Raw genomic sequence first — 17111 nt, 5'->3', positions numbered from 1 at the left:
TACCGGGGAGGTGTGACACGGACGGTGGAACGTGAGGTCACGGGTGAGCGTCTGAGGCGGTGGCTGGGAGATGTTCACGCAAGGCCATCGTCGTCCGAAGAGATGCTAATGTCACTGATCGCATGTATTCGGTCTCAGGCAGTGAAGTCGGCTGCCAGGCACGTCGATCACAGGAGCCGACTTGACGCCTCGTAAGCGAACCGGCCGGTGCGCCACCCTCCTGGTGACGGCCGCGTTGGTGACCGGAGCGCTCACCGGGTGCCAGCCCCTCGCGGAGGCCGCTTCCGCCACGTGCGAGGGCACCGGGAGCCGCGTCGACGAGCTGAAGGCGTACGACGTCCTCGACTCCCGGCCCCCGGGGACGATCGTGCCCCAGGGCTTCAAAAACCTGGAGGCCGGCTGCTGGGAGGACAGCGGCGAAGCCTGGTTGTACGCCGACCGGACCTACGTCTTCCCCGGCGACAAGGCCGAAGTGACCCAGCACTACCGGGCCGCGGCGGAGCGCGAGGGGTGGAAGTTGTCCCGGAGCACGCGACAGGCCCTGGAGAAGGACCCGTTGGCGAGCCTGTGCTTCACGCGCGGCGGGACGGACGACGCGACGACGCTGGACGTCTATTTCCTGACCAAGGAGATCCTTGACGCGGAAGAGACCAAGACCGGGCCCGAGTTCGCGTCCGGATTCGGCTACCGGGTGTCCGTCGGCGCTACGGCCGATGGCTCGCCGAACAGTTGCTCGGACTGAGGTAGCTGCCGGCCGGTAGGTCACTCATCGCTTCCAGCCAACTTTGGCTGGAAGCGGGCGCTCGGCATGCAACGGATTGACTTCTGTAAGGGCCTTATGAAGATCTTCAGGTTCTTGCGGGAAGAACCCGCACCGTTGCAAGGAGTAGGCTTGACAGCCCCTTTCCTCCCCCCGGCCCGGCGAAGACGCCTGCGCTCGGTGGCGGCGACCGTCGTCCTGGCGATGGCGTTCGAGACCGCCGTGATCGTGGGAACCACCAACGTGGCAGTCGCCGCGGGCCGCGAAGCCCCGGCTGCCGACCGGAACAAGCCGGCGAAGGACCTCGGGTCCGCGACCGCCGGATCAGTGGCCGCCGCCCGACTGAAGGCGAAGATCCAGAACCGTCGGATCGAGGCACTGGACGCCCGCACGGAGACATCCACGACCTACGTCAACCCGGACGGTTCGGTCACCCAGACCGCGTATGCGGGACCGATCCGGTTCCAGGACGACCAGGACCGGTGGCAGGACGTCGACGTCTCCCTCCAGAAGCTGTCGGACGGCTCGGTCGGCGCCCGGCGGCATCCGCACGGACTGCGCCTGGCCGGAAAGAGCAAGGCCCCCAAGGGGCTGAAGGACGTCGGGGAGAGCACCGGTTCGGCCGGCGTCCCCCTCGTGACCCTGGAGGGCCGGACCGGGCAGCGGATGCGGCTGGGCTGGTACGGGACCCTGCCCGCGCCGGAGATCGAGGGCGCGGAGAAGAACATCGCCCGCTACCGGAGCGCTCTGCCCTCGACGGACCTCCTGATCGAGTCGACGCGTACCGGCTACGAGCAGTACCTGGAACTGAAGGATCGTTCCGCCGTCGACGCGAGCGGGGCGATCACCTACAGCCTGACCGCCAAGGGGCTGACCGCGAAGGAGAAGGCGGACGGCTCGGTCTCCTTCTCCGACGCCAAGGGCAAGGCCGTGGGGGTCCTGCCCGCGCCGGTGATGTGGGACGCGCAGGTGGACGCCAGGTCCGGTGAGCACAAGCGCACCGCGCCCGTCGCGGTGAAGGTGGCCCAGGACGGCGACACCGTCACCCTGACCCTGACCCCGGACGCGAAGTTCCTGGCCGACGACTCGACGCGGTTCCCGGTGACGATCGACCCGGCGATCAACGTGGGGGCCAGCTTCGACGCCTTCGTGCAGGAGGGTCACACCACCGACGAGTCCGCCTCCACCGACCTCAAGCTCGGCAACAACGGCTCCTCCGAGGTGGCGCGGTCGTTCCTGTCGTTCCCGATGAAGAACATCACGGGCAAGCAGATCACCGCGGCGAAGCTCAATCTGTTCGCCTACCACTCGTGGTCCTGCACCCCGAAGAGCTGGGAGGTGTGGTCCACCGGAGCCGCGAGCACCGCCTCGCGCTGGACCTCGCAGCCGGCCTGGGAGACCAAGTACGCCACCAGCACCCAGACCAAGGGCTTCTCCAGCGCCTGCAACGACGGCTGGGTGTCCGCCGATGTGACCGCCCTGGCGAAGGCGTGGGCGAGCGGCGGCAACGGCACCAACCACCTGGGGCTGCGGGCCACGGACGAGACCGACCCGTACGGCTGGAAGCGGTTCAACTCCGGCAACGCGGCCTCCAACACCCCCTATCTGTCGGTCACCTACAACTCGATTCCCGAGCAGCCGACCCTGGTGGCCCCGCTGAGCGCGGCGGCCACCAACGACACCACGCCGACGCTGTCGGCGAAGGCCCTGGACGGTGACGGGTCGCAGGTCACCCTCGACTACGAGGTGTGGACGTCCACCGGAACCTCCGCCCTGCGCACCGGTTCCAGTGCCGCGGTCGCCTCCGGAGCCCAGGCCAACTGGACCCCGGCCGCCCTCGCGGCGGGCTCCTACAAGTGGCGGGTCCGCGCGGGAGACGGCTCCGCCACCAGTGCCTGGTCGGCTTTCCGCACGCTGACGGTGGACACCGCGTCCCCCGCCGCGACCTCGGTCGCCTCCGGCGACTTCCCCGCCGGGCAGTGGTCCGGCGCTCCGAACGGCAGCGGCGACTTCACCGGCGGCTTCACCCTCACCCCGCCGTCGGCGGACGTCAAGGAAGTCCAGTGGCAACTGGACGGCGGAGCCTGGCAGACGATCGCCACCGCCGGCGCGGCGGTGACGGCCAAGCCGGTGTTCCGCGCGGGCAAGCACATCCTGACCGCCCGCACGAAGGACGCCGCGGGCAACGCCTCCGCCCAGACCACCTTCACCTTCTACGCGGGTTCGGGCGCCGCGGTGCTCGCCCCCGCCCAGGGGGACCGCCCCGCGCGGCGGACCGTCCTGTCCGGCCAGGGCAAGACCGCCGACACGGGGGTCCGTTACCAGTACCGGCGCGGTGAGACCGACACCTGGAAGGACGTTCCCGTCGCCGATGTGCGACGCAAGTCGGACAACACCGCCGTCGCCGCCTGGCCGGTGAAGGTGACCGGTGGCGTGCCGGACGAACTCGTCTGGAACATCACCGACTCCCTCGCCGAGGACGGTCCGGTGGACATCCGCGCGGTCTTCACCGACGGCTCCAGCACCGACGCCTCCCCGGCGACCTCCATCACCGTCGACCGCGACGCGGGGGCCGCGCCGACCCAGGCCGCCGGCCCGGGCGACGTGAACATGCTCACCGGTGACTACACGGTGTCCGCGACGGACAGTTCGTCGTTCGGCCTGACCGCGAGCCGCACCGCGTCCTCACGCCGTCCCACGGCCGGTGGGCAGCAGGAGGGACAGGTCGCCATCTTCGGTCCGCAGTGGACCGCGGGAACGGCCGCGGAACTCACCGACTCCCAACTGCTGTACATACGCAGGACGTCGAGCACCTCGGTCGCGCTGGTGGACGTCGAAGGGGAGGAAACCGGTTTCACCGCGACGAGCGGCGGCGGGTGGAAGCCCGAGGAAGGGGCCGAGTCCCTGACCCTGACCGGCAGTCTGACGGGCTCCTTCACCCTGAAGGACACCGAGGGGACCACGTCCCAGTTCACCAAGATCGACACGGCCGCGACGACCTGGCAGCTCTCCAAGAGCTCGCTGTCGACGGAGAACTCCACCACCTCGCTGATCTCGGAGAAGGTCACCGTGGGCGGCGCCGTGCTGGCCCGGCCGAAGTACGCGATCGCCCCCTCGTCCGCCGTGACCAACGAGACCTGCGCGAACGCCCCGTCCACCAAGGGCTGTCGGATCCTGGAGTACCAGTACGCCACCACGACGACGGCGACCGGCAGCACGCTGGGCGACTACGCCGGGCAGGTCTACCGCATCCGCCAGTGGTCCACCAACCCGGGCGCGGCGAACGCCACCGCCACCGTGGTGTCCAGCTACGCGTACGACGCCTCGGGCCGCCTGCGTGAGCAGTGGGATCCCCGGATCTCCCCGGCGCTGAAGACGACCTACACCTACGACAGTGCGGGCCGGGTGGTCACCCAGACCCCGCCGGGCGAGCTGCCGTGGACGTTCGAGTACGGCAAGGCGGGCTCCAGTTCCGTGGCCGGCGACGGCATGGTGCTGTCCGTGTCACGGCCCACGCTGAAGCCGGGCAGCAAGGACGAGCCCGACGGCGGCAGGGCGGCGCTCTCCCTCGTCTACGACGTCCCGCTGTCCGGCACCAAGGCCCCCAACCAGGTGGCCCCGGTGGACACCAGGACGTGGGCGCAGACGGACGCCCCCACGGACGCCACCGCCATCTTCCCCGCGGATCAGGTACCCACATCGCACAGCGGGAACGATCTCGGTGCGGGGGACTACGACAAAGCGACGACCACCTACACCAACGCCTCGGGGCTCCAGGTCAACACCGGTCTGCCCGGTCGGCACCTGACCACCACGCAGTACGACGCGTTCGGCAACATCGTCTTCGAACTGGGGGCCACCAACCGCGAACTCGCGCTCGGCAGCGAGGAATACCAGGTCAACACCCAGAGCGAACTCGGCATCCTCTCCGATTCGACGGCCGAGCGCGCCCAGAAGCTGGCCACCGTCGCGAAGTACTCCAGCGACGGCCGGCGGATGGTGGACCAGTTCGGACCGCTGCACCTGGTCACCCTGACCAAGCAGCTCCAGGGTGACGCCGACAGCCCCGACATCCCGGCCCGCACCCAGGTGCCCGCGCGGGAACACATCGTCACGCGGTACGACGAAGGCCGTCCGACCGACGGGTCCGCCCTGGTCATGGACCAGCCGACCACGACGTCGACGGGTGCCTTCGTCGAGGACTACCCGGCTGATGCCGACGTGCGCACCAGCACGACCGCTTACGACTGGGCGAAGGGCCTGCCGGTCAGCAGCGTGACGGACCCGACGGGGCTCAAGCTGACCCGGGCCTCCGTCTACGACGCCCAGGGACGCATCACCAAGAACAGCCAGCCCAAGTCCAACGGGGCCGACGCCGGAACGGTGGTGTCGCAGTACTGGTCCGCCAGTGGCACCGGAGCGTGTGCGGGACGCCCCGAATGGGCGGACCTGCTGTGTTCCAGTGGCCCGGCGGGAAAGATCACCGGGGGCGGTTCGAACCCCGATGAGCTGCCCACCAAGACCCTCGAGTACGACCGCTGGGGCAACGCCACCAAGGTCACCGAGACCGCCAACGGGGTGACGCGCACGACCGTCACCACGTACGACGCGGCCGGCCGGGGCAAGCAGATCCAGATCAGTGGCGGCGTCGGCACGGCCGTACCGACGCAGACCATCACCTTCGATACCGCCAACGGCCAAGTGGCCACCATGTCCGACGGCGCCACCACGGTGCGCCATGTCGCCGACAAGCTCGGCCGCGAGATCTCGTACGACGACGGCGCGGGCAACGTCACGCGCACCGAGTACGACGCCCGCGACCGCGTCACCAGGCGGTCCGACTCGGCTCCCTCGGAGACCACGTACGACTACGACAGCCTGACCGGCCTGCCGACCCGGATGCACGACTCCGTCATGGGCGGCATCGGCGACGTCACCGGTTCCTACGACTCCGACGGGCGCCTCTACAAGCAGAAGCTGCCCTGGAACATGGACGTCGAGTTCAACCTGGACCCGACGGGCAGTGAGACCTCGCGCTACTGGCACTGGGAGTCCGGCTGGACGGTCCAGGGCGAGTCGGTCAGCGAGAACATCCACGGTCAGGTCGTCTCCCGCACCACGTACACAGGCGGCGGGGCCTACCAGGAGTACTCCTACGACGCGGCCGGTCGCCTGACCAAGGCCGACGACACCCAGACGGGTGTCACGACCCACCGCGGGTACGGGTTCGACGACAACACCAACCGCACGTCCCTGGTGACCACGGTCGACGACGTGGATGGGGGCGCCCCCACCACCAGGACGGTCGACTCCACCTACGACAGCGCCGACCGGCTGATCAGGACCGGCACCGCCTACGACGCCTTCGGGCGCACGACCACCCAGTCGAGCGGTGCCCAGTACTCCTACTACGCCAACGATCTGGTGCGCCAGATCACGGCGCGCGGCGAGCGCACCACCTGGAGCCTCGACGCGGCCGGGAGGCTCGCCTCGTCCACGACCGAGAGTCAGGACGAGGGCGGGGCCTGGTCCACCACGGCGACCGTCCGCAACCACTACGGGGCCGACGGGGACAACCCCACGTGGACCGGCGAGGGCGACAGCAAGATCACCCGCAACCTGTCGGACCTGACGGGGAGCCTGATCGCCACCACCGGCGCCGCCGGTGACGTGGTGCTCCAACTCACCAATCTCCACGGTGACATAGCCACCCAGATTCCCTTGGCGGACGCCACCACTCCCGTGGTCAACACCTACGACGAGTACGGCAAGCTCCTTCCCGGAACGGACGCGTCCCGCTACGGCTGGCTCGGTGGAGAGCAGCGCTCGTCCGAGACGCCGAGCAGCGTCACGCTCATGGGGGTCCGCCTCTACGACTCGGACACGGGTCGGTTCCTCTCCGTCGACCGGATCGTGGGAGGCAACGCCAGTTCGTACGACTACTGCTTCGCCGACCCGATCAACTGCTACGACATCAGCGGGAACTACAGCATCAACGGCCTCATCCCGGAAGCCGCGATATGCGCCCTGTTCCTGCTGTGGTGCGCGGACATGGCCTACATCACCTACTGGGCCCTGGGAGAGGCGAAGAAGCGGTACTCGAACGGGGCGAAGCAGAACGCCTACCGGCACTGCATCTGGCAGGCGATGCTGACCTGGGCGGTCGGCTCCAGCCTGGCCAAGGCCCTCGGGAACGCCCACGAGAAGAACGCGGGCAGCTCCGCGGCGGCGAAGCGTGACTCCAAGGCCGACCAGTACAACAACAAGATCGGAAGAAGTCTGGGCGGGAAGATCACGGCCTGGACGTACAAGAAGGCGAAGGAAACCGCCTGCCGCTTCTGCAAGGACAAGGTCAAGAAGCACAAGCTGAAGTCCAACGCGGCGGGCAAGACGTGGGTCTAGGCCGTTTCTGACGGCTCTTGAACCCGTACCCGGGCGGACCGGGGTCGAGCGGGGTGGTGCGGAGATCGCACGCCACCCCGCTCGGCGCGTCTCGGGCCGGCCCCCGGTCACGATGGGATTTCGGCCACTGCCGCCTCCTTGCCCGGGCGGCGATGGCGAGCATCAAGGATGCCGCGGCCGAGGCGGGGGTGTCCGTCGCCACCGTGTCGCGGGAGGAGGTCGCCGCCACCCCGGCCGGTGTCCACGCGCGCGACCGTGTAGTCGTTGTCCTCGTTGGCGTACGGGACGGAGGCACTTGATCCGCAGACAGGGTCGGCCGGGGCCTCGGAGTTGCCGTCAACCAGCGGTCGGGGGCGGCGATGCCGCAGTGCGGGGGCGATGGGCCCGAACGTCCACAGGGCGTCCGTCGGGGTCGCGCGCCGTCATCGTCCACTGGGTGGGCAGTGTCTCGATCTGCCCGACCGGCCATCCGGCGTCCAGGATCTGTTCGCGGACCTCACACAGTTGTTGGTGGGTCGCCACGCGCAGTCCCCATCCCGCCCGCCCCAAGGGGTCGAGATCGGTGGTGGGGGCGTCAGCGGTTTCGACGATCATCAGGTGGTCGTCTCCGCCGACATCGACGACTGCGACCCGAGGATCAGCAGGGGTCGCGGCGCGCTCGAACGCGAGCGTCGCTCCGAGCAACTCCGTGTAATACGTCACGAGCCGGTCGAGGTCGGTCGTGGAGAGGGTCACATGGTTGATTCCGAGGAGATCAGGCATGGCCGGTCGACTGTAGTGGAGACGACGGTCACCGCGTACCCCTTTTCGACCTCTTGAGGGCATCGATGAACGCGGTGAAGGCCGGCACAGGGAAGGTGAGGGTGCGGGTGGTGGGGGATTTTGAATCGCGGACGGCTATGTGGGTGGGGGTGGGGGCTATTTCCACGCAGGCGTTGCCGTCGTCCGGGCCCGAGTAGGACGACTTCCGCCAGTGGTACATGAGGCGCCTCACAGCTCCTTGGCCAGCCGGTTGATGAAGTCGCGCGACCGTCGGGGGTCGAGCGATACGGCTTCCACTTTACGGAAGCGCGTTCGAAAGGCGTTGAGCTGTGCTTCGGAGTCGATGAACGCCGAACCGGTGGGCACATCTCGCACCACCGTGCCGAGTTTGGGCACAGCGCCACCCGCGTACGTCATGGTGCTGGCGGCACGGGCGAAGCCATCCAGGTCGAAGGGGATGACGCGCACAGCGATGTGGTCCGCTTCGGAGTGCTCGAGAAGCTTGGCGAGCTGAGCGCGGGAGGCGGCGCGATCGCCGACCCTGATGCGCAAGGCCGCCTCGTGGATCACCAACTCGTACGGGATCACGATCCGCTGACGCGCCATGCGGTGGCGGACGCGCAACTCAAGCTCCTCGTGCGTGAGTTCGGGCACCCTGGCGGAGAACACCGCACGGGCGTAGCTCTCCGTCTGGAGCATGCCCGGGACGTACAGGATCGCCACCTCCCGCAGGAACTCGGCATGGTGTTCCAACTCGGCGAGATCCAGGAACGGCGTGGGCAGCAGCCCCCGGTACTCCTCCCACCAACCCCGTGTCCGGTCCGTTGCCATCGCGACCAACGCGTCAACGAACTCCGCGTCCGTACAGGCGTAATGGGACGCGAGTCGGCGCAGTCGCTCCTCGCTCACCCCGATGAGCCCCAGCTCGATGTGGCTGATCTGCACCCGGTTCGCCCCCAGGAGGGCCGCCGACTGGACGGCCGTCAGGCCGGCGGCCTCGCGGAGCCTGCGCAGTTCGACGCCCAGGCGTACCTGGCGGGCTGTCGGTTCGCGCCTCTGGACCATGCGCCGCTCTCCTCTTTCGGGGCCGGATCCCGTGACCGGCTTGATTCGGGTTACAGGTTACCCATACCGTCAGTGACGCGACGAACACTCTACGGAAGCGCACCGTGCCGTCATGCCACGACGGCGCCGGCAATGCCACCGTGCCTCAAATCTCCCTACAGCCAACGGAGTTGACCACCCATGCCCGAAACCTGGGACTACACCCTCCAGATCCCGAACGACCTCAGAGCCGTCACCATCTGCCGTCGCACCCTGCGGCTGATCCTCACCATGCACGGTCTCATCGGGCTGGTGGACACGGCGGAGTTGCTCGCGACCGAGCTCGTCTCCAACGCCGTACGGCACACGAAGGGGCCCGCCGCTCTCCGGGTGCGGCGGTCGGCGGAGGGCGTGGTGTGGATCGGGGCGTGGGACGCCGATCCCGAACCGCCGCAACCGCCGCAGCCGCTGGAGCGGGTGGGTGAGCAGGAGGACGGACGCGGGCTGGGGCTTGTCGTGGCCTGCACGAAGTACTGGGGCTGGATGCCGTCGGCCAGGTTCGGCGAACGGGGCAAGTACGTGTGGTGCGAGCTGGCGGCGGCGTAGGGCGCCCTTGGGCCACGGGAAGCAGGTCGACTCATCGATAGGCTGCGGCACCATGATGCGCGCCTGGATCCTGCCGATGCTGCTCGTGCTCTGCGGCTCAGCCGTCGCGACTGCTCAGATCGTCAAGGGGAACCCCGGCACAGCCGCAGCACTCCTGCCGGCGTTCCTGGCGCTCGCAGGCGTGAACTCGCCCCTGATCTTCCCGAAGTCCATCGCCGCGCAAGAGGCACAACGCCGCAGCGCGGTCGACGGCCGACCCGTCGTCTTCTGGCGGCCGGGCTGCACGTACTGCATGCGACTGCGCCTCCGGCTGGGCCGCAGCGCCCGCCAAGCGCACTGGGTCAACATCTGGCACGACCCGGCAGGAGCCGCCGTGGTGAGGGCGGCCAATGACGGCGACGAGACCGTGCCGACCGTCGTCGTGGCGGGCCGGCCGCACACCAACCCCGATCCCGGATGGGTGCGCGAACAGCTCTCCCCGCTCTCCCCGTCCGCTTGATCGCCCTGGGGTGTCGACGAGCGGCCACCGGTCCCTCCCTGGTCGCCCTGGCCCGCTTCGCGGTGTCACACCTTGATCACGCGGACGCCGGGGCCACACAGCATGCGGAGGTCCTCGGGGTCCGAGGTCAGGACGGTGACCGGGGCGGGTGAGGCGAGTGCGGTGGCGGCGACGATGGCATCCAGAGCGTACTTGTGGCCATGGAGTCCGGCGGCGGCGAGCAGCTTGCTCGCGTGGCGGGCGATCGCTTCGGTGGGCGGGACGATGTTCACGCGGGAGGCCGCGTGGTCGAAGCGGGCCTGGTTGGTTCTGGGGTCGCGGGCTTCGACGAGGGTGACGGAGCTGGTGATGACCCGGACGTCCTCGGCCTCTGCGGCAGCGAGCCATTCGGTGAGCTCGGGTGTGCGGCGGACGAGTTTGGACAGACCTTCGCAGTCCAGCACGAGCGTGCCGCTCACGCGGCGTCCGCCGAGCCGGCCGCGTCACCGCGCAGGAGCGCCCTCTTGGCCTCGACCGCCGCCTGGTCCACCGGCCCGTGCTCGGCCTCCGCGTCTTCGATGAGTTCGCGCAGTCGCTCCCGTTCGAGTTGGCGTTGGATGAGGGCTTCGACGTAGGCGGACATGCCTCGCTTGCCGGTGCGGGCCTTGAGAGCGGCGATCGTGCCTTCATGGAGGGAGACGGAGACCGGACGGACCGGGCCCTCTCCGGGGGCGGGGTCGGGAGTGGCAGCCATGGGGCCACATTAACAAAAGTCTTGTTATTAGAGGGCGCCCGATGGCCCTTCTGCCGCCGGGCGCGGTTGGTCGCGCCGCCCGCACTCCGGTCACACCCCCTCGACCCCTCGGTCACGATTGAATTTCGGCCACGGTCGCACCCTTGCCTCATGGCCATGTAATCGATTCCAATCCTCCCTGTACGTCGATGTAATCGATTCCACGAGGAGGTGGGCGGCGATGGCGAGCATCAAGGACGTCGCGGCCGAGGCGGGGGTGTCCGTCGCCACGGTGTCGCGGGTGCTCAACGACCATCCGTCGGTCAGCGCGGAGGCGCGGGCGCGGGTGCTGGCCGCCGTCGAGGCGCTGGGGTACCGGCCGAACGCCGTCGCGCGGTCGTTGCGTACCGATCAGACCCACACCCTCGGGCTCGTCATCAGTGACGTGATGAATCCGTACTTCACCGAGCTGGCCCGGTCCGTCGAGGAAGAGGCGCGGGCGCTCGGGTACAGCGTGATCATCGGGAACGCGGACGAGCGGCCCGAGCTGCAGGACCATCACGTACGGAATCTGCTGGACCGGCGGATCGACGGGCTGCTCGTGTCGCCGACCGACGGGGGTTCGCCCCTGATGCTGGACGCGATCCGGGCGGGCACCCCGATGGTGTTCGTGGACCGGTGGATCCCCGGCGTGGACGTGCCGGTGGTGCGTGCCGACGGGCGCGGCGCCGTACGGGACCTCGTCGCCCATCTCCACGGGCTCGGGCACCGGCGGCTCGCGATCATCGCGGGGCCCGCGGCCACCACGACCGGGCGGGAGCGGGTCGAGGCCTTCCGGGAGGCGCTCGCCGAGCACGGGTTGGCGCTGCCGGACGCCTACATAGGGCAGGGCGACTTCCAGGCCGAGAGCGGGCGGCGGGTCACCGAGGGGTTCCTCGACCTGCCGGAGCCGCCCGAGGTCGTGTTCGCGGCGGACAACCTGATGGCGCTCGGCGCGCTGGACGCCGTCCGCGCGCGCGGGATGCGGGTGCCGCGGGACGTCGGGCTGGCCGCGTTCGACGACATCCCCTGGTTCGTGCACACCGATCCACCGATCACGGCGGTGGCGCAGCCGACGGGCGAGCTGGGGCGGGCCGCCGTGCGCGCCCTGATCGACCGTATCGAAGGGCGGCCCCCGCGGTCCGTCACCCTCCCCGCCCGTCTCGTCGTACGCCTCTCGTGCGGCGAGGAGCACGCACAGAACAGGAGCACGTCGTGAGCGACCCTGACGAGTTGCTGCGCATCGAAGGCATACGCAAGACCTTCCCCGGTGTGGTCGCGCTGGACGGCGTCGACTTCGAGCTGCGCCGGGGCGAGGTGCACGTCCTGCTCGGTGAGAACGGCGCCGGCAAGAGCACACTGATCAAGATGCTCTCCGGCGCCTACACGCCCGACGCGGGGCGGATCCTGGCCGGTGGCGAGGAGGTGCGCATCCATGGTGCGCAGGACTCCGAGCGGCTCGGGATCGCCACCATCTACCAGGAGTTCAATCTCGTTCCCGACCTGACCGTCGCCGAGAACATCTTCCTCGGGCGGCAGCCGCGTCGTTTCGGGCTGATCGACCGGAAGCGGATGGAGGCCGAGGCCGCCGAGCTGCTGGAGCGGGTGGGCGTGCGGGTGTCTCCCCGCGCGCGTGTGCGTGAACTCGGTATCGCGCGGCTCCAGATGGTCGAGATCGCCAAGGCGCTGAGTCTGGACGCCCGCGTGCTGATCATGGACGAGCCGACGGCCGTGCTGACGACCGAGGAGGTCGAGAAGCTCTTCTCGATCGTGCGGCGGCTGCGCGAGGACGGCGTCGGGATCGTCTTCATCACCCATCACCTGGAGGAGATCGCCGCCCTGGGGGACCGCGTGACGGTCATCCGCGACGGGAAGAGCGTCGGGCAGGTGCCCGCCACCACCCCGCAGGACGAGCTCGTACGCCTCATGGTGGGGCGGTCGATCGAGCAGCAGTACCCGAGGGAGCAGGGGGACGCGGGCGTCGGGGAGGCGTTGCTCGTCGTCGAGGGCCTCACTCGGGACGGCGTCTTCCACGACGTGAGCTTCGAGGTGCGGGCCGGTGAGGTCGTCGGGGTCGCGGGGCTCGTGGGGGCCGGGCGTACGGAGGTCGTGCGGGCCGTGTTCGGCGCCGACCCGTACGACGAGGGTGCCGTGCGGGTCGGCGGTTCGGCGGTGCCCAAGGATGACGTGGGCGCCGCCATGGCCGCCGGGATGGGGCTCGTGCCCGAGGACCGCAAGGGCCAGGGGCTGGTGCTGGACGCGTCCGTCGAGGAGAACCTCGGCCTGGTGACCCTGCGCGGCGCGACCAGGGGCGGTTTCGTCGACCTCAAGGGGCAGCGGGCGAACGCGGCCCGGGTCGCCGAGCGGCTCGGGGTGCGGATGGCCGGGCTGCACCAGCACGTGCGCACCCTCTCCGGCGGCAACCAGCAGAAGGTCGTCATCGGCAAGTGGCTGCTGGCGGACACCAAGGTGCTGATCCTCGACGAGCCGACGCGCGGGATCGACGTCGGCGCCAAGGTCGAGATCTACGAGCTCATCAACGAGCTGACCGCTGCCGGGGCCGCCGTCCTCATGATCTCCAGCGATCTGCCCGAGGTGCTCGGGATGAGCGACCGGGTGCTCGTCATGGCCCAGGGGCGGATCGCGGGCGAACTGGCCGCCGCCGAGGCCACCCAGGACGCGGTAATGGCGCTCGCCGTGTCCCACCCCACCACCCCTGCGACTGGAACGGAGGCCTCCGATGGCCGCTGACACGCTCAAGAGTTCGACGGGCGCGAGGGGCGCCTCGGGAGCCTCGGGGCTTCGCCGTCTGCTGCTCGACAACGGGGCGCTGACCGCGCTCATCGTCCTCGTCGTCGCGATGTCGGTGCTGTCCGGCGACTTCCTGACGGCCGACAACCTGCTCAACATCGGTGTCCAGGCCGCCGTCACCGCGATCCTCGCGTTCGGTGTGACCTTCGTGATCGTCTCGGCGGGCATCGACCTGTCGGTCGGTTCGGTGGCGGCGCTGTCGGCCACCGTCCTTGCCTGGAGCGCCACTTCGGAGGGCGTGCCGGTCTGGATAGCCGTGATCCTCGCGATCGTCACCGGTGTCGCGTGCGGTCTCGTCAACGGCTTCCTGATCTCGTACGGGAAGCTGCCGCCGTTCATCGCGACGCTCGCCATGCTGTCGGTGGGGCGCGGTCTGTCGCTGGTGATCTCGCAGGGCAGCCCCATCGCGTTCCCCGAGTCGGTCTCGCACCTCGGTGACAACCTGGGCGGCTGGCTGCCGGTGCCGGTCCTGGTGATGCTGGTCCTCGGCGGCGTGACGGCCGTGATCCTCGGGCGGACGTACATCGGGCGTGCCATGTACGCGATCGGCGGCAACGAGGAGGCGGCTCGCCTCTCCGGCCTGCGGGTGAAGCGGCAGAAGCTCGTGATCTACGCGCTCTCCGGACTGTTCGCCGCCGCCGCGGGCATCGTGCTCGCCTCCCGGCTCTCCTCCGCGCAGCCGCAGGCCGCGCAGGGCTACGAGCTGGACGCGATCGCGGCGGTCGTCATCGGCGGCGCCTCGCTGGCCGGCGGTACGGGCAAGGCGTCGGGGACGCTGATCGGCGCGCTGATCCTGGCGGTGCTCAGGAACGGCCTCAACCTCCTGTCCGTGTCCGCCTTCTGGCAGCAGGTCGTCATCGGTGTCGTCATCGCGCTGGCCGTGCTGCTGGACACCGTGCGGCGGAAGGCGGGGGCGACCCCGGTGGCGGCCGGTGCCGGTGGCTCCGGGGAGCGGAGGAAGCAGGCGCTGACGTATGTGCTGGCCGCGGTGGTCGCGGCGGCGGTCGTGGGCGCGACCTCGTTCCTGCACGGCGGGTCGTCGGCGGCGAAGAGCGAGAAGATCGGGCTGTCGCTGTCGACGCTCAACAACCCCTTCTTCGTGCAGATCCGGGCGGGCGCCCAGGACGAGGCGAAGAAGCTGGGCGTGGACCTGTCGGTCACCGACGCGCAGAACGACGCCTCGCAGCAGGCCAACCAGTTGCAGAACTTCACCAGCGAGGGGCTCGGCACGATCATCGTCAACCCGGTGGACTCCGACGCGGTGACCCCGGCGGCGAAGGCCGTCAACAAGGCGGACATCCCGCTGGTGGCCGTCGACCGCGCGGTCAACGGCGCGGACACGGCCGCGCTCGTCGCCTCCGACAACGTCAGCGGCGGTGAGCTGGCCGCCAAGTCGCTCGCCGAGAAGCTGGGCGGCAAGGGCGAGATCGTCATCCTCCAGGGCCAGGCGGGCACCTCCGCCAGCCGGGAGCGCGGCGCCGGCTTCGCCGAGGGGCTGAAGGCCTACCCGGGCATCAAGGTCCTCGCCAAGCAGCCCGCCGACTGGGACCGCACCAAGGGTCTCGACGTGATGACGAACCTGCTGCAGGCCAACCCGGACGTCGACGGTGTCTTCGCGGAGAACGACGAGATGGCACTCGGCGCGATCAAGGCGCTCGGCGCCAAGGCCGGAAAGTCCGTCCAGGTCATCGGCTTCGACGGCACGGCGGACGGGCTCAAGGCCGTCGAGGCGGGCACGCTGTACGCGTCGGTCGCGCAACAGCCCGCCGAACTCGGCAGGATCGCTGTGCGCAACGCGGTCGAGGCCGCCAAGGGCGAGAAGGTCGAGAAGTCGGTGATGGTGCCGGTGAAGGTGGTCACGTCCGAGAACGTGGCCGAGTTCAGCGGCTGACGGACGCGACCGCTCAAGGACGAAGGGGACCACTCATGTACGACTACGACCTTCTGGTCGTGGGATCGGCCAACGCCGACCTGGTGATCGGTGTGGAGCGGCGGCCGGGGGCCGGGGAGACCGTGCTCGGGTCCGACCTGGCCGTGCACCCGGGCGGCAAGGGTGCCAACCAGGCGGTGGCGGCGGCCCGGCTCGGGGCGCGTACGGCGCTGCTGGCGCGGGTCGGCGACGACGGCAACGGGCGGCTGCTGCTGGACTCGCAGCGGGCGGCCGGGGTCGACACGGCCGGGGTGCTGGTCGGCGGGGCGCCCACCGGGGTCGCGCTGATCACGGTGGACCCGTCGGGCGACAACAGCATCGTGGTGTCGCCGGGCGCCAACGGGAAGCTGACCCCCGAGGACGTGCGGGCGGCGGAGGGCCTGCTCGGGGCGTCCCGGGTGGTCTCGGCGCAGTTGGAGATCCCGTTGGAGACGGTGGTGGAGGTCGTACGGCGGCTGCCGGAGGGCACGCGTTTCGTGCTGAACCCGTCGCCGCCACGGGAGTTGCCCGCCGAGGTGCTGGCCGCCTGTGATCCGCTGATCGTCAACGAGCACGAGGCGCGGATCATCGTCGGGGCCGAGTCGGCGGGGTCCCCTTCGCCGGAGGACCGGGCGCGGGCGCTGCTGGCGCTCGGACCGCGGTCGGTGGTCGTGACGCTGGGCGCGGAGGGGGCGTTGGTCGCGACCGCCGAGGGGAGTGCGCGGGTGTCGGCCGTGCAGGTGGACGCCGTGGACACCACGGGGGCCGGGGACGCGTTCACGGCGGCGCTGGCGTGGCGGCTGGGCGCGGGCGCGGAACTCGCCGAGGCCGCCGCGTACGCGGCCCGGGTGGGGGCCGCCGCCGTCACCAGGGCCGGGGCGCAGGTGTCCTTCCCGACCGCCGAGGAGGTCGCTGCGCTGTGAAGCGGGCCGGGATACTCAACCGTCATCTGGCGGGCGCCATCGCCGAGTTGGGGCACGGGCACGAGGTGCTGGTGTGCGACGCGGGGATGCCGGTGCCCCAGGGGCCGCGCGTGGTCGACCTGGCGTTCCGGGCGGGGGTGCCGTCGTTCGCGGAGGTGCTGGACGGGCTGCTCGACGAGCTCGTGGTCGAGGGCGCGACAGCCGCGTACGAGGTGCGTGAGGCGAACCTGGAGGCGACGGCGCTGCTGGAGGACCGCTTCCCCGAGCTGGAGCTGGTCTCCCACGAGAAGCTGAAGGAGTTGTCGCAGGGCGCGCGGCTGGTCGTACGGACGGGAGAGGCGCGGCCGTACGCGAATGTGCTGCTGCGGTGCGGGGTGTTCTTCTGATCCCGCGGCTCCGACCAGCGCGCTCATGTTTCGAGGGGCCCGGTCCACTGGACCGGGCCCCTCGGCTTTCCCCTCCGTATCAAGACCCCCGCGATCCCCCCAGATCCCCCTCCGAGAAGTCCCGATGCCAAGTACGACCCGCGAGGTGGGGGGAGGGTTGCACGGCGGCTCAAGAATTTTCCGAGGCACCTCGAGAGGCACCACGAGGGTGTTCGAATTTTGTTCCGATGGTGTCACCGGGTCGGCAAGCGCGTTGCG

15 protein-coding genes are annotated in these 17111 nt (G+C 69.9%); 10 read left to right on the top strand and 5 right to left on the bottom strand.

The genetic code is table 11. The annotated features are described in order from the left end of the window. The first annotated feature begins 181 nt into the window (after positions 1 to 181). The 3 genes from PUR53_RS44200 (at position 182) to PUR53_RS44190 (ending at position 7461) form a co-directional block, all read left to right on the top strand. A complete protein-coding gene (locus PUR53_RS44200; protein WP_329912257.1) occupies positions 182 to 742 on the top strand; it encodes a hypothetical protein in 561 nt (186 codons plus the stop codon). Between the two features lie 150 nt (positions 743 to 892). Beyond that, positions 893 to 7162, top strand: coding sequence for a DNRLRE domain-containing protein (locus PUR53_RS44195; protein WP_329912256.1), 6270 nt, complete (start codon positions 893 to 895; stop codon positions 7160 to 7162). Between the two features lie 152 nt (positions 7163 to 7314). Then, positions 7315 to 7461, top strand: coding sequence for a hypothetical protein (locus tag PUR53_RS44190; protein ID WP_329912255.1), 147 nt, complete (start codon positions 7315 to 7317; stop codon positions 7459 to 7461). Between the two features lie 37 nt (positions 7462 to 7498). Here PUR53_RS44190 and PUR53_RS44185 read toward each other — a convergent pair whose 3' ends face one another. From PUR53_RS44185 to PUR53_RS44175, 3 genes are read right to left on the bottom strand one after another with little or no spacing between them, the layout of a single operon-like run. Beyond that, a complete protein-coding gene (locus PUR53_RS44185) occupies positions 7499 to 7924 on the bottom strand; it encodes a VOC family protein (protein WP_329897233.1) in 426 nt (141 codons plus the stop codon). A 28-nt stretch (positions 7925 to 7952) separates the two neighbouring features. Beyond that, positions 7953 to 8144, bottom strand: coding sequence for a DUF397 domain-containing protein (locus PUR53_RS44180; protein ID WP_329897234.1), 192 nt, complete (start codon positions 8142 to 8144; stop codon positions 7953 to 7955). Between the two features lie 8 nt (positions 8145 to 8152). Further along, positions 8153 to 8989, bottom strand: coding sequence for a helix-turn-helix domain-containing protein (locus PUR53_RS44175; protein WP_329912254.1), 837 nt, complete (start codon positions 8987 to 8989; stop codon positions 8153 to 8155). A gap of 180 nt (positions 8990 to 9169) precedes the next feature. Between PUR53_RS44175 and PUR53_RS44170 the strand changes: the two genes are divergently transcribed. Beyond that, positions 9170 to 9574, top strand: coding sequence for an ATP-binding protein (locus PUR53_RS44170; RefSeq protein WP_329897236.1), 405 nt, complete (start codon positions 9170 to 9172; stop codon positions 9572 to 9574). A gap of 52 nt (positions 9575 to 9626) precedes the next feature. Beyond that, entirely contained in the window at positions 9627 to 10073 is a 447-nt protein-coding gene (locus PUR53_RS44165) for a glutaredoxin domain-containing protein (RefSeq protein ID WP_329912253.1), read from the top strand. A 65-nt stretch (positions 10074 to 10138) separates the two neighbouring features. On the opposite strand, the gene PUR53_RS44160 is transcribed toward PUR53_RS44165, so the two are convergent. Together PUR53_RS44160 and PUR53_RS44155 are read right to left on the bottom strand one after the other, a co-directional pair. Beyond that, positions 10139 to 10531, bottom strand: coding sequence for a type II toxin-antitoxin system VapC family toxin (locus tag PUR53_RS44160; protein WP_329912252.1), 393 nt, complete (start codon positions 10529 to 10531; stop codon positions 10139 to 10141). Next, positions 10528 to 10806: a hypothetical protein gene (locus PUR53_RS44155; RefSeq protein WP_329897239.1), complete on the bottom strand. Its 279-nt coding sequence runs from the start codon at positions 10804 to 10806 to the stop codon at positions 10528 to 10530. Before PUR53_RS44155 ends, PUR53_RS44160 begins: the two co-directional genes overlap by 4 nt. 220 nt (positions 10807 to 11026) lie before the next feature. Here PUR53_RS44155 and PUR53_RS44150 point away from each other — a divergent pair, with 220 nt between their 5' ends. Genes PUR53_RS44150 through rbsD form a run of 5 tightly spaced genes read left to right on the top strand, consistent with a single transcriptional unit; the run spans position 11027 to position 16853 of the window. Then, complete coding sequence (locus PUR53_RS44150; protein ID WP_329897240.1) at positions 11027 to 12043, top strand: LacI family DNA-binding transcriptional regulator; 1017 nt, start codon at positions 11027 to 11029, stop codon at positions 12041 to 12043. Beyond that, entirely contained in the window at positions 12040 to 13575 is a 1536-nt protein-coding gene (locus tag PUR53_RS44145) for a sugar ABC transporter ATP-binding protein (RefSeq protein WP_329912251.1), read from the top strand. Before PUR53_RS44150 ends, PUR53_RS44145 begins: the two co-directional genes overlap by 4 nt. Then, a complete protein-coding gene (locus PUR53_RS44140) occupies positions 13565 to 15526 on the top strand; it encodes an ABC transporter permease/substrate-binding protein (RefSeq protein ID WP_329897242.1) in 1962 nt (653 codons plus the stop codon). Before PUR53_RS44145 ends, PUR53_RS44140 begins: the two co-directional genes overlap by 11 nt. Before the next feature lie 35 nt (positions 15527 to 15561). After that, positions 15562 to 16467: a ribokinase gene (locus tag PUR53_RS44135; RefSeq protein ID WP_329897243.1), complete on the top strand. Its 906-nt coding sequence runs from the start codon at positions 15562 to 15564 to the stop codon at positions 16465 to 16467. Beyond that, positions 16464 to 16853, top strand: a complete 390-nt coding sequence (gene rbsD, locus PUR53_RS44130; protein WP_329912250.1) for a D-ribose pyranase — start codon at positions 16464 to 16466, stop codon at positions 16851 to 16853. Before PUR53_RS44135 ends, rbsD begins: the two co-directional genes overlap by 4 nt. Positions 16854 to 17111 lie beyond the last annotated feature (258 nt).

It is taken from the genome of Streptomyces sp. SP18BB07 (assembly GCF_036322545.1).
Lineage (GTDB): Bacteria > Actinomycetota > Actinomycetes > Streptomycetales > Streptomycetaceae > Streptomyces > Streptomyces deccanensis.
The sequence above is the reverse complement of the archived record's forward strand: the minus strand, read 5'-3'. Positions and strand labels throughout refer to the sequence as shown.

Coding starts and splice junctions, on each gene's coding strand:
- PUR53_RS44190 (WP_329912255.1), top strand. CDS start 7,315: ATGGCGAGCATCAAGGATGCCGCGGCCGAGGCGGGGGTGTCCGTCGCC.
- PUR53_RS44185 (WP_329897233.1), bottom strand. CDS start 7,924: ATGCCTGATCTCCTCGGAATCAACCATGTGACCCTCTCCACGACCGAC.
- PUR53_RS44180 (WP_329897234.1), bottom strand. CDS start 8,144: ATGTACCACTGGCGGAAGTCGTCCTACTCGGGCCCGGACGACGGCAAC.
- PUR53_RS44175 (WP_329912254.1), bottom strand. CDS start 8,989: ATGGTCCAGAGGCGCGAACCGACAGCCCGCCAGGTACGCCTGGGCGTC.
- PUR53_RS44170 (WP_329897236.1), top strand. CDS start 9,170: ATGCCCGAAACCTGGGACTACACCCTCCAGATCCCGAACGACCTCAGA.
- PUR53_RS44165 (WP_329912253.1), top strand. CDS start 9,627: ATGATGCGCGCCTGGATCCTGCCGATGCTGCTCGTGCTCTGCGGCTCA.
- PUR53_RS44155 (WP_329897239.1), bottom strand. CDS start 10,806: ATGGCTGCCACTCCCGACCCCGCCCCCGGAGAGGGCCCGGTCCGTCCG.
- PUR53_RS44150 (WP_329897240.1), top strand. CDS start 11,027: ATGGCGAGCATCAAGGACGTCGCGGCCGAGGCGGGGGTGTCCGTCGCC.
- PUR53_RS44140 (WP_329897242.1), top strand. CDS start 13,565: ATGGCCGCTGACACGCTCAAGAGTTCGACGGGCGCGAGGGGCGCCTCG.
- PUR53_RS44135 (WP_329897243.1), top strand. CDS start 15,562: ATGTACGACTACGACCTTCTGGTCGTGGGATCGGCCAACGCCGACCTG.